The following is a 12,175-nucleotide window of genomic DNA, read 5'->3' as shown; positions in this document are numbered from 1 at the left end:
GGAGACCCTGGCCACCCGGTCGGCGGCCGCGCGGTGGCGCAGTACTGCCTCGGCGGCCTGCCAGGCCGAGTACAGCGTGCGCGCGTCGGCGAGTTCCCGCTTCTGCGCGGCGGCGGACTTCTCGGCGGCGGCCAGCGCCAGGGAGGCGTTGCGGTAGGCGAGTTCGGCGGAGATCAGGGCGCTGCGTTCACGGGCGCTCTCGGCGTGCGTCACCGCGTAGGCCGCGGCGGTGACGCGCTGGGCGAGGTCGGCCGCCCGGAGGCGCTCCTGGGCGCCGCGTGCGGAGAGCCGGCGGGCGAGGGTGCGGGTGCGGCGCTCGGCGGCCGTGTGGATGTCACGCGCGCGGGCCCGTGCGTCGGCCGCCTCGACGATCCGGCCGAGCAGGTCCACCGACCCGGCGGTGAAGTCCCGTTCGGCGATCAGTTCGGCGCGCCGCCCCAGCTTGTTGCCGAAGCCGCTGACCAGGTCGGCCAGTCCGTCGGTGTCGCGGGTGTCGGTGACGGCGCGCAGCAGCAGGTCGGTGAAGTCGGAGTCCTTCTTCACGGCGAACAGACCGGCCGCCTCGCCCTCGTCGGCGTTCATCTCCCGCTGGTAGCGGAAGAGTTCGGGGTCGAGTCCGAGGTCGCCGAGGTGTTCGGTCCAGCGTTCGTGGATCTCCTCCCAGTGCACCTCCAGATGCGGGTACGTCTTGCCCGCCTCGGTGAGGGCGTCGCGGAAGCCCTTCATGGTGCGTCGCCGCCCGCGCGCGCCCGACTGGCCCTCGGCGGGCGGCCGTACGGCGGTGGACTCGGCGACCGGGAGATTGTCGAGGCTGAGACCCGGGCCGGGCCGGAAGGAGTACCAGGCCTCGGCGAACTTGCGCGGGTCGCCCGAGACCTGCCGCCCCCGCCATTCGCTGACCTTGCCGACGACGACGCACTCGCCGGTCTGCACGTGCTGCCACTCCAGCGCCACATGGCCGCAGTCGTCGGCGAGCAGGAACTTGCGCAGCACACCGGAGCTGGCGCCGCCGAGGGTGTTGCGGTGGCCCGGCAGCATCACCGAGAAGATCAGCTTGAGCAGGACGGACTTGCCGCCGCCGTTCTCCAGGAAGAGCACGCCGGCGGGCGCGGGCCGGCGCGGCGGACCGGCGGGCTCCTCCTCGAAGAACTCCGCCTGCGTCGGCGCGGGGTCGGGTACGACCTCGCCCACGCCGCGCAGGTCAAGCACGGTGTCGGCGTAGCGCGCACCGGCGGGCCCGATGGAGTAGAGGCGGACCCGGGACAGCTCGTACATGGCGGACTCTCGTAAGGCTGGGTGAGACGGGAGGTTCAGAAGGACGTCAGAGGCGGTCAGGACGAGTGGAACGGCAGGCCGGCGTCGGCGACCAGCTCCAGGTCGTCCCCGTCCTCGGGCGGCAGCAGCGTCGGTGTGCCGTCGGTGACCGGTACGACGCCGAGCTCCAGCAGTTCGGCCAGGGCGGCGCTGCCCGCCATGTCGCGCACCTGGAGCTGGTAGCGGGCCGTGGTGCGGTAGGTGCCGCCGTGGTCGTCGCCGGTGCGCTGCAGGAAGCCGGAGTCGGTGAGGAACGTGACGGCCTTGGCCACGATGCCGGTGGTGGAACCGGCGAGTCTGCGCGCGTCCTTGGTGGCGCCCGTCGCGCTGCGCCGGGCCCAGACGCGCCAGGCCGCCTCGAGTCCGGGGGCGTCGCTGGCCGGGTCGGTGTTCTCGCCCTGTTCGGCCGCGCGCTCCTCCAGACGGTGGCAGGCCTGGCGTACGAAGGCGTCGACTCCGTTGACCGTGACCCGTCCGATGTAGCCGTCGTCGGCGAGGTCCTCCGGGCGGGGGTAGGCCATGGCGGCGACGGCGAGATGGGCCAGCCCGTGCAGGAACCGGTCACCGCCGTCGGCGGAGGTCCGGCGCGCGTAGTCACCCATGCGCACGGCGAACACCGAGTCCTCGGCGGCGGTGACGGCCATCCCCGCGCGCGGGGAGACCTCCAGCACGATCAGCCCGAGCCCGGTGGCGACGGCGTCCGCGAGCCGCGCGAACGGAGGGTCCTCCCGGTACCGGCGCAGCAGGTCCGCGTACTCCTGATCCCGCGCGGGCTGCAGCTTCGGCTGGAGCCCGAAGGCCACGAGCCGCGCGGCATCGGCGGCATCGGCAGGCGTGACGGCACCACTGCCCGCCGGGGCGGGAGCATCCGGTTCACTCCAGTCGACCTGCTCATTCACGACGGCAACTCCTCAAGCTTCACAACGAGCGGCAGGTCCACATCCCTAGGGGCGCGGGCGGTATCGATATGCGGTTCCGCCGCGCGGGCGCGACCAGCCACGACGGATCCGCGGCCGCCCACGAACCGACACCTCACGCGGCCTCCGTTCCCGCCGCGTCCAGCAACGCGGTCCCCACGATGAGATCCGCACCCCCGAACTCCGGATCGTCCAGCTCCGTACCGTCGTCCACGGCGAACAACAGCCTCCGCTCCCCCTGCCGGACCGCCGTCCCCACCGGCGGGCTCGCCGCGTGCACGGCCAGCAGCGCCACCAGATACGGCAGCTCGGGATCCCGCCGCCGCGCCTCCGCCAGCAGCCCCGACAGCCGCCGCGGCGCGTCCGCCGGCAGATCCAGCAGCTCCGTCGCCGCAGCCAGCTGCTCCTCGCTGAAGCGGCTGTCGTCCGGCGTGGCGATCAGGTCGGGCTCGGGCATCTCCGCACCGAGGTGCTCCCGCTCGACGGGCGGGGTGAGCAGTATGTCGACGAGGTCGGCGACCCGCACGGACACCGGCGTCCGCATGCCCGTGCCGTGTGCGAAGAACGCGTCGGTGACCCGGACCGCCTGCTCCACGGGCAGCGGCAGCGAGGGGGCCAGGAGGTGGCCGTACAGGTCCGTACCGGAGGTCGCCGCGGGCGTGGCGAAGGCCTGCCGGTCCTGTTCGGCGCGGAACAGCGGGCCCGCCTCCAGCAGCCGGGACTGCAACTGCGTATGGCGCCGGATGCAGTCCTTGACGATGTCCACCAGCTCGGCGGCGCGGCGCTTGTGCTCGGGGTCCTCGGACTCGTCGCGGGCCTTGCGGATGTTGGTGAGGATCGCGTTCTCGTGGCGGTACCGGTCGGCCACGTGGTCCAGGGCCTCGGCGATCATGTCGGGCACGGCGCTGAGCCAGTCCACGGCCCGCACATTGCGCCGGGTCGCCTCCAGGGCGCGGCGCAGCGTCTCGGAGTACTGGACGGTCCGATAGCGGGCCTGCTCCGCGGCGAGCTGGGCGTCGGCGAGCCGGCCGCGGCTGATCAGCACCTCGAGCTTGACCTCGGCGGCGATCTGGGCGCTGGTGACGTCGGTGTCCAGGGCGCCGACGAGGACGTTGACGGCCTCGTCGGTGGTCCGCAGATAGACCGCGCCGCCGGGGCCGGGCACCTCCTCGATCAGCTTGAAGTCGTAGTCGCGGCGGACGTAGGTGCCGTCGGCGCCGAAGACGCCGTACACGGCGCGGAAGCCGCGGTCGACGCTGCCGACGTTGATCAGGTTCTCCAGGACCCAGCGGGCCACCCGCTCGTGCTCGGCGGCGGGGCGGCGCGGGGCCTGGGCGGCGATGCGGGGGATGAGCCGGGCGACGATCTGGTCGTGGTCGGCGCCCGTGTCGAAGTCCATGTTGAGGGTGACGAGGTCGATGGCCGCGAGGGCGATCTCCGCCATGCCGTACACCGAGTACTCGCCGGCCAGGTTGGCCTTGCGCGCGTCCAGGTCGTGCAGCGGGGCCGTGCAGGCGAGCGCGCGCAGCCGCCGCGCCAGGCCCTCGTCGGCGGCCGGGCCCGGTGCGGGGCGCGGCCCCGCGCTGAGCTGGGGCGGAACGCTGTCCGTCGTTGCAGGCGAAGTCACGGTGCACAGACTAGGTCCTCGGTCTGACAACGACCCAAACGACCCAGATGCACCCCGTGCTCAGGCGCCCGGACCCTCGTCCCCCACCCTGCGCCGGTACACGTCCACCACCCGTTGGAGCGAGTCGTCCAGATAACCCGCCAGCAGTTCCTCGGCGCGGTCCCGCTCCCCGGCCTGCAACGCCTGAAGAATCCCGACATTTCGCGCGATGTACGGCTCATGCAGCCGCTGCGGTTCGTCCACCACGTGGAAGGCCAGCCGCAGTTCGGCGAAGACGCTGCGCATCAGCTCGTCGGTGCGTTCGCTCGCGGCGAGGGCGACCAGTTCCCGGTGGAAGTGGATATTGGCCGTACCCACCTCTTTCCAGTCACCTTCACGCGCCGCCCGGCGCCCCTCCTCGACCGCTCCGGCGAGCCCGTCGAGCTCGTACGGCGGCTTGCCCAGGCCGCGGACGACGGCGCACTCGACGAGCCGGCGGGTGCGGTAGATGTCCTCGACGTCCTCGACGGTCAGCACCCGCACGAAGACGCCCCGGTTCAGCTCGTGGACGAGCAGCCGCTCGTGCGTGAGCAGCCGGAACGCCTCCCGCAGCGTGTTGCGCGAGACGCCGAGCGCCCCGCCGATGCTGTCCTCCGACAGCCGCGTCCCGGGCGGGAAGTACCCCTCGGCGATCCGGCTCCTGAGGATGTCCGAGACCCGTTCCGCGGTGCTGGTACGGCCCAACAGGGCGCGGTCGTCGGCCAGTCCCCTCAGCTGCTCTGCCATGCCCGGAATTCAATCGCACACGGAAGGGCGAGACAACATGGGTATTGAAGGATCGTTCAACGATCCTCTACCTTGCTGGGCACGGCACGGCTCACTTCCCCGCTCATCCCCCGCACGCACCCTCCGTCCCCCCTCTGCGAGGTGCCCATGAGCACGACCCCTCCACCGCGGTCCCTGACCGACTCCGCACGCCCCGCCCCGGCGGAACACCCCACCGACGACGGGGCGTTCGGCTGGCTGCGCGCGCTCGGACCACGCGGCCGGCGCGCCTTCGGCGGCGCGTTCGGCGGCTATGCCCTGGACTCGTACGACTACTTCACGCTGCCGCTGACGATGGTCGCGCTGTCGGCGTACTTCGGCCTGAACAGCGGTCAGACCGGTCTGCTCACCACCGTCACCCTGGTCGTCTCGGCGATCGGCGGCGCCCTCGCGGGCGTGCTGGCGGACCGGGTGGGCCGGGTCAAGGCGCTGCTGCTGACGGTCATCACGTACGCGGTGTTCACCGTCGCCTGCGGCTTCGCGCCCAACTACGAGACCCTGCTGGTGTTCCGCGCGCTGCAGGGCCTGGGCTTCGGCGGCGAGTGGGCGGTCGGCGCGATCCTGGTCGCCGAGTACGCGAGCGCGAAGCACCGGGGCCGCACGCTCGGCGCGATCCAGAGTTCGTGGGCCGTCGGCTGGGGACTCGCCGTGATCGTGTACACGATGGTCTTCACGTTCGTCGCCGACGACCTGGCCTGGCGGGTGATGTTCTGGACCGGCGCGCTGCCGGCCGTGCTCGTGGTGTGGGTGCGGCGCAGTGTGCACGACGCCCCCAAGGCGACCGCCGCGCGCGAACAGAGCCCGCGGAAGGGCTCGTTCTCGGCCATCTTCCGGCCCGGCCGGGACGGGTCCCCGGGCCTGCTGCGCACCACCGTGTTCGCGGTGCTGCTCTCCACCGGTGTGCAGGGCGGCTACTACACCCTCGCCACCTGGGTGCCGACGTACCTCAAGACCGAGCGGGAGCTGTCGGTCGTGGGCACCGGCGGCTATCTGACGTTCCTCATCTCGGGTGCCTTCATCGGCTACCTCACCGGCGGCTATCTCACCGACCGGCTGGGCCGCCGCCGCAACATCTGGCTGTTCGCGCTGCTCTCGGCGATCTGCATCCTGGTGTACGCGAACCTGCCGAGCGGCGCCGACTCCCTGGTGCTCGTGCTCGGTTTCCCGCTCGGCTTCTGCATGTCGGCCATCTTCAGCGGCTTCGGCTCCTATCTGAGCGAGCTGTACCCGACGGCCGTGCGCGGCACGGGACAGGGCTTCACGTACAACACCGGACGCGCGGTGGGCGCCGTCTTCCCCACGACGGTGGGTTTCCTGGCCGACAGCTGGGGCGTGGGCGGCGCGCTGGTGTTCGGCGCGATCGGCTACGGGCTGGCGGCGCTGGCGCTGCTGGGACTGCCGGAGACGCGCGGGAAGGAACTGGTGTGAACCGCACCCACGACCGCACCCACGACCGCATCGACGACCGCCCCGTCACCCTCGTCGACGAGCACGCGCACGCGTGGAGCCCGGCCACGGCACGCGCGCGCTTCCGGGACGGGCTCACGGGTCCCACGGCCGGTGTCGCGGCGGGGCACACCCAGGCCAATCTGATCGCGGTGCCCGCCGACTGGGCGTACGACATGCTGCTCTTCTGCCAGCGCAACCCCAGGCCCTGTCCCGTCCTGGACGTCACGGACGCGGGATCGGTGACCACCGTGCTCGCCGAGGGCGCGGATCTGCGCACCGATCTGCCGCGCTACCGGGTGTGGGAGCACGGCGAGCTGGTGGACGAGCCGACGGATGTGCGGGCGCACTGGCGGGACGATCTGGTGTCGTTCCTGATCGGGTGCAGCTTCACCTTCGAGTGGGCGCTCGCCGCCGCGGGTGTCCCGCTGCGCCACATCGAGCAGGACCGCAATGTGCCGATGTACGTGACGAGTTGGCAGTGCCGTCCGGCGGGGCGGCTGCGCGGGCCCATGGTGGTGTCCATGCGGCCGGTGCCGCCGCGGCATCTGTCGGCGGCGATCCGGGAGAGCGGTCTGATGCCGGCGGTGCACGGCGGTCCTGTGCACTGCGGCGATCCCTCGGCGCTCGGCATCGACGACCTCGGCAGCCCCGACTTCGGCGATCCGGTGGAGCCGGCGCCCGACGACATCCCGGTGTTCTGGGCCTGCGGGGTGACCCCGCAGGCGGCGGTCATGGCCTCGCGTCCGCCGTTCGCGATCACCCACGCGCCGGGCCGGATGTTCCTCACCGACGCCCGCGACGACCAGTACCGCGTGGCCTGATCAGGAGACACGAAGGATCCATGACCTCGATCGATCTCAACGCCGACCTGGGCGAGGGCTTCGGCCGCTGGCGGCTCACCGACGACGAACGGCTGCTGTCCGTCGTGACGAGCGCCAATGTGGCCTGCGGCTTCCACGCGGGCGACGCGGCCACCATGCGCCGGGTGTGCGAGCTGGCGGCGGAGCGGGGGGTGCGGATCGGCGCGCAGGTCTCCTACCGGGACCTCGCCGGTTTCGGTCGGCGTGCGATGGACGTGCCGCCCGCCGAACTGGCGGCCGAGGTGGCCTACCAGATCGGCGCGCTCCAGGTGTTCGCCCGCGCGGCGGGCTCCCGCGTGGCGTACGTCAAACCGCATGGGGCGCTGTACAACCGGGTGGTGCACGACGAGGCACAGGCGGGCGCGGTCGTCGACGGGGTGCTCCTCGCGGACGCCGCGCTGCCCGTGCTCGGCCTGCCCGGCTCGCGGCTGCTGGAGCTCGCCGGCAAGGCGGGGCTGCCGGCCGTCACCGAGGCGTTCGCGGACCGCGCGTACACCGACGAGGGCACGCTCGTACCGCGCGGCGAGGAGGGCGCGGTGCTCACCGACCCGGAGGCGGTCGTGGTGCGCTCGCTGGGCCTGGCCCGCTCGGGTGAGGTGGAGGCGCGGTCGGGGCGGCGGATCGAGGTGCGGGCGCGGTCGCTGTGCCTGCACGGTGACACGCCCGGGGCGGTCGATCTGGCGCGCCGGGTCCGTGAGCGGCTGGCGGCGTCGGGCGTGCGGGTGGAGGCCTTCGCATGAGGGTGCTGCCCGTCGGCGGGGACGCCCTGCTCGTCGAGGTGTCCTCGGGCGAGGAGGCGCAGGCGCTCCACGCGGAGCTGCTGCGGCGCCGCGCGGAGGGCTCGCTGCGGGTCGGCGAGATCGTCCCGGCGGCCCGCACGGTCCTCCTCGACGGCCTGCCCGACCCGCACCGCACCGCCGCCGAACTGACCGCCGCGGACATCCCGCCCGTGCCTCCGCGCGCGGGGGAGACCGTCGAGATCCCGGTGCGCTACGACGGCCCCGACCTGGCCGACGTCGCCGCGCACTGGGGCGTCCCCGTGCACGAGGTCGCCCGCATCCACGCGGGCACCGGGTTCCGGGTCGCCTTCTGCGGCTTCGCCCCCGGCTTCGGCTATCTGACGGGGCTGCCGCCGCGCTACGACGTCCCGCGCCGCTCGACTCCGCGGACCACCGTCCCGGCGGGCTCGGTGGCCCTGGCGGGCCCCTACACCGGCGTGTACCCGCGCTCGTCCCCCGGCGGCTGGCAGCTCATCGGGACGACGGACACCGTCCTGTGGGACCACACCCGCACCCCGGCGGCCCTGCTCTCCCCCGGCACCCGCGTGCGCTTCGTTCCGGTGGACGGGACGGGAGCCGCGGGAGGGGCGGACGCGATGGCCGGGCCGGCAGGTGCGGCATGACGGACCGTGCGCTCGCCGTCGTGCGGGCGGGTGCGCTGACCACCGTGCAGGACCGGGGCCGACCCGGGCACGCCCATCTCGGGGTGCCTCGGTCCGGTGCCCTCGACGGTCCGGCGGCGGCGCTGGCCAATCGGCTGGCCGGGAACGGCCCGGAGACGGCCGTCCTGGAGACCACCCTCGACGGGTGCTCCCTGCGCCCTCGTTCGGCCGTCACCGTGGCGGTCACCGGGGCGCCCTGTCCGGTCAGCGTGGACGGGCGCCCGGTTGCCTGGGGTGCGCCGGTGCGCGTGCCCGCCGGGGCGTTGCTGGACGTCGGTGCGGCGATGTGTGGGGTACGCGCGTACGTGGCCGTCTCCGGTGGGATCGCCGTCGAGCCGGTGCTCGGCAGCCGCTCCACCGATCTGCTGTCGGGGCTCGGCCCGGCACCGCTCACGGACGGTGCGGTGCTCCCGCTCGGGGCCCCGCTCACGCACCACGCGCGCGTGGATGTCGCCCCGCAGCCGGCGCCCCCCGCCGAACTCGTCCTGCGGGTGACGCTCGGCCCGCGCGACGACTGGTTCACACGCGAGGCACTCCGCGCCTTCACCTCTCGCACGTATCACGTCTCACCGGCGAGCAACCGCATCGGCCTGCGCACGACCGGGCCCGCGCTGCAACGGTCCCGGTCCGGCGAACTGGCCAGCGAGGGCATGGTGCTGGGGGCGGTCCAGGTACCGCCGGACGGCACACCGGTGGTGTTCCTGGCCGACCACCCGACCACCGGCGGCTACCCGGTGATCGCGGTCGCCCACCCCGCCGACCTCCCGTCCGCCGCCCAGGCACGCCCCGGCACCCCCGTCCGCTTCGTGGCCGTCCGACGCCGCTGACCCACGCGGGCCCCTCTCAGCCGACCGAGTCGCCATGCGGGTCCCTCGCAGCCGACCGAGTCGGGTGGCGGGTGGGCATAGGCCGGGGGTCCAGGGGGCGGAGCCCCCTGGACGGTCCACAGACACACCGCCCGCCCTCAAGCAACCCCTTGCCGCTGATCCCCCACCAGTGCCGCCAGCGCCGCGGACACCGCGGCCGACGCACGCAGGTCGAGCCGGATGCTCGTACCGCGCGCGTGGTGGCGTACCTCGTCGGCGGCGAGCATGAGCAGCTGCGGCAGCAGGTCGGTGCAGCGGCGGGCCACCCAGCCGGTCCCGGCCGTGGCCAGCCACCACAGGCTCGCCCGAGCGGTCGGAGCCGGTGACTCGGGCTCCAGCGAGGGCGCCGCGCCCGAGGCGAGACCGTGTTCCGCCAGCAACGCATGGAAGCGGTGCGCCAGTTGGCGGTGCCCTCGCTCACCGGGATGCAGCCGGTCCGCGCTCCACATCGCACGGTCGGTGATCCAGTCGCCCTCGCACGCGTGCAGATGGACCGCCCCGTACCGCTCGGACAGCGCGTGGACCACGGTGTTCACGGCCCGCTGCCGCCGGGCCAGCGGGCGGGCCAGCGCCCCCGGCAGCCCCAGCATGCCCCCGGGGTCGGGCAGACAGGCGGTGAGCAGCACGGCGCCCTGTCCGGTGCAGGCGGCGTACACCTCGTCGAGCCGGGCCGCCACCGCGCGGATGTCGAAGGTGCGGCGCAGGGTGTCGTTGACGCCGACGACGACGGACACCAGGTCGGGCCGCAGGGCGAGCGCGGCGGGCAGCTGGCGTTCGAGGACGTCGTGCGTCTGGGCCCCGCTCACCGCGAGGTTGGTGAACCGCAGGGCCTCCGTGCGGGGCGACCGGCCCAGGGACTCGGCGAGCAGGGCCGCCCAGCCCCGCCACCGGCCCTCGACGCGATCCCCGACGCCCTCGGTGAGTGAGTCCCCGAGGGCCACGAACCGCGTGGGTCTCATCTCGGCCCTCCCGGCATCACGGGCCGCAGGGGAACGGAGTGTTCGGCGCGGACACCGGCGCCCGGTGCGTCGTGCGCAGCGAGGAAGGCGGCGACGGCGGTGTTCCATCCGAAGCACTCCGCACGCGCGCGTGCCGCTTCCCGCCGGTCGTTCTCCCGCGCGGCCAGGACCAGTTCGACGGCGTCCGCGAACGCCTCGCCCCGGTCGTCCGCGACGGCTCCGGCCGAGCCGATCACCTCCGGCAGCGCCGACGACGCGCTCGCCACCACCGGCGTGCCGCACGCCATGGCCTCCAGGGCGGACAGCCCGAAGGTCTCGGCGGGGCCGGGCGCCAGACACACGTCGGCGGAGGCCTGCAGCGCGCCGAGGAACCCCCGGTCGCGGACGTGGCCCATGAAGACGACCGGCAGGCCGTGCTCCCGCGCGCGCAATTCGAGCCGCGCCCGCAGCGGACCGTCCCCGGCCACCACCAGCACCGCCCGCCGCCCGCGCGCCCGCAGCGCCTGGAGGGCGTCCAGTGCCGTACCGGGCCGCTTCTCCACGGACAGCCGGGAACACATCACCAGCAGCGTCTCCCCCACGCGCGCGTACCGCTCCCGCACGCCCGGATCGCGCAGCGCCGGGTGCCGCTCGACGAGGTCGACGCCGAGCGGGGCGCGTACGACGTTGCGCGCGCCGATGCGCACGAACTCCCGCGCGGCGAACTCGGTGGTGCACACCACGCGCGCGTAGGTGTGCGCCGTCCGGGTGTTGAGGGCGTCGGCGGCGCGCCGGGCGGCGCCCTCGGGCAGGCCCCAGGTGCGCAACACGCCGTCGGCGGTCTCGTGGGAGACCATGACCGCCGGGATCCGCTCCCGCCGCGCCCACCGGCCGGTCCAGCGCAAAGTGGTGCGGTCGGACACCTCCAGGCGGTCGGGGGCGAGTTCCTCGAGCAGGCCGGCGATCCGCCGCCTGTCGGTGAGGACGCGGTAGCCGCCGGTGCCGGGCAGCAGCGGCCCCGGCAGGGTGATGACCCTTCCCTGCTCGGTCTGGCGGTCGCTCTCCCGCTCACCGGGGACGACGAGCACCGGTTCGTGTCCCGCCGCCCGGTATCCCTTGCCGAGCTCCCGCAGCGCGGTGCGCAGCCCTCCGGAGGCGGGGGCGACGAAGTTGGCGAGCCGCACGATGCGCAGCGGGGCGGCGTTCCGGACGAGCCGCTTCATGCCGCCACCGTCGTCCTGCGTCCGGCGAGCACGTCCGCGTAGTGCCCGATCAGCAGGTCGCCGACGGCCGCCCAGGTGCGCCCCTCGACCATCGCGCGCCCGGCAGCGCCGTAGGACGCCCGCAGCCCGGGGTCGGCGGCCAGGGCGGCCACCGCGTCACGTACGGCGTCGGCGTCGCGTGGCGGGACGAGCAGCCCGGTGTGCCCGTGGGCGACCAGGTCGAGGGGTCCGCCCACGGCGGGCGCCACCACCGGCACCCCGCTCGCCATGGCCTCCTGCACGGTCTGGCAGAAGGTCTCGAAGGGACCGGTGTGCACGAAGACGTCCAGCGAGGCGAAGATCCGGCCGAGTTCCTCACCGGTACGACGGCCCAGGAAGACGGCGCCGGGCAGTGACTGCTCGAGCCCCGGCCGGCTGGGCCCGTCGCCCACGACGACGACCCGCACGCCGGGCAGGCCGCAGACCCCGCCCAGCAGCTCGACCTGCTTCTCGGGGGCGAGCCGGCCGACGTAGCCGACGATCAGCTCACCGTTCGGGGCGAGGGCGCGGCGCAGCGTCTCGTCGCGCCGGTCGGGCCGGAAGCGCTCGGTGTCGACGCCGCGCGGCCACAGCTTGACGCGGGGCACACCGTGCGCCTCCAGGTCGCGCAGGGCGGCACCGGACGGGGCGAGGGTGAGGTCGGCGGCGGCGTGCACGGAGCGGATCCGCCGCCAGGCCGCCGCCTCGCCGGCGCCCA

The 12,175-nt window shown here is 74.1% G+C and carries 11 protein-coding genes and 1 pseudogene; 5 read left to right on the top strand and 7 right to left on the bottom strand.

Annotated features, from left to right (window positions below):
- The 4 genes and pseudogenes from N4P33_RS25120 to N4P33_RS25105 form a co-directional block, all read right to left on the bottom strand.
- A pseudogene (locus N4P33_RS25120) lies at positions 1-1,275 on the bottom strand (hypothetical protein); the annotation flags it as partial.
- 56 nt (positions 1,276-1,331) lie between these two features.
- Positions 1,332-2,213 carry a hypothetical protein gene (locus tag N4P33_RS25115; protein WP_260829021.1) on the bottom strand — a complete coding sequence of 294 codons (882 nt, stop codon included), beginning with the start codon at positions 2,211-2,213 and terminating at the stop codon, positions 1,332-1,334.
- Between the two features lie 133 nt (positions 2,214-2,346).
- Positions 2,347-3,858, bottom strand: coding sequence for a hypothetical protein (locus tag N4P33_RS25110; protein WP_260829020.1), 1,512 nt, complete (start codon positions 3,856-3,858; stop codon positions 2,347-2,349).
- A 60-nt stretch (positions 3,859-3,918) separates the two neighbouring features.
- Positions 3,919-4,623 carry a GntR family transcriptional regulator gene (locus tag N4P33_RS25105; protein ID WP_260829019.1) on the bottom strand — a complete coding sequence of 235 codons (705 nt, stop codon included), beginning with the start codon at positions 4,621-4,623 and terminating at the stop codon, positions 3,919-3,921.
- Positions 4,624-4,770: 147 nt separating this feature from the next.
- Between N4P33_RS25105 and N4P33_RS25100 the strand changes: the two genes are divergently transcribed.
- From N4P33_RS25100 to N4P33_RS25080, 5 genes are read left to right on the top strand one after another with little or no spacing between them, the layout of a single operon-like run.
- Positions 4,771-6,090 carry an MFS transporter gene (locus N4P33_RS25100; RefSeq protein WP_260829018.1) on the top strand — a complete coding sequence of 440 codons (1,320 nt, stop codon included), beginning with the start codon at positions 4,771-4,773 and terminating at the stop codon, positions 6,088-6,090.
- Positions 6,087-6,932, top strand: a complete 846-nt coding sequence (locus N4P33_RS25095; protein ID WP_260829017.1) for a putative hydro-lyase — start codon at positions 6,087-6,089, stop codon at positions 6,930-6,932. Before N4P33_RS25100 ends, N4P33_RS25095 begins: the two co-directional genes overlap by 4 nt.
- 20 nt (positions 6,933-6,952) lie before the next feature.
- On the top strand, positions 6,953-7,711 hold the full coding sequence (locus tag N4P33_RS25090; RefSeq protein WP_260829016.1) for a LamB/YcsF family protein: 759 nt from the start codon (positions 6,953-6,955) through the stop codon (positions 7,709-7,711).
- Positions 7,708-8,373: an allophanate hydrolase subunit 1 gene (locus N4P33_RS25085; protein WP_260829015.1), complete on the top strand. Its 666-nt coding sequence runs from the start codon at positions 7,708-7,710 to the stop codon at positions 8,371-8,373. The genes N4P33_RS25090 and N4P33_RS25085 overlap by 4 nt, the downstream gene beginning before the upstream one ends.
- On the top strand, positions 8,370-9,239 hold the full coding sequence (locus N4P33_RS25080; RefSeq protein WP_260829014.1) for a biotin-dependent carboxyltransferase family protein: 870 nt from the start codon (positions 8,370-8,372) through the stop codon (positions 9,237-9,239). Before N4P33_RS25085 ends, N4P33_RS25080 begins: the two co-directional genes overlap by 4 nt.
- A 137-nt stretch (positions 9,240-9,376) precedes the next feature.
- Here the strand turns inward: N4P33_RS25080 and N4P33_RS25075 are convergent, their stop codons facing one another.
- From N4P33_RS25075 to N4P33_RS25065, 3 genes are all read right to left on the bottom strand, one after another.
- Entirely contained in the window at positions 9,377-10,237 is an 861-nt protein-coding gene (locus N4P33_RS25075; protein WP_260829013.1) for an SGNH/GDSL hydrolase family protein, read from the bottom strand.
- A complete protein-coding gene (locus N4P33_RS25070) occupies positions 10,234-11,439 on the bottom strand; it encodes a glycosyltransferase (RefSeq protein ID WP_260829012.1) in 1,206 nt (401 codons plus the stop codon). Before N4P33_RS25070 ends, N4P33_RS25075 begins: the two co-directional genes overlap by 4 nt.
- The coding region (locus N4P33_RS25065; RefSeq protein ID WP_260829011.1) for a glycosyltransferase at positions 11,436-12,175 on the bottom strand (740 nt) is incomplete at its 5' end. The genes N4P33_RS25065 and N4P33_RS25070, both read right to left, overlap by 4 nt.

This window comes from Streptomyces sp. 15-116A, from assembly GCF_025290915.1.
Classification (GTDB): domain Bacteria; phylum Actinomycetota; class Actinomycetes; order Streptomycetales; family Streptomycetaceae; genus Streptomyces.
Note: the sequence above shows the minus strand (reverse complement) of the source record. Positions and strands in the feature narration are given on the sequence as shown.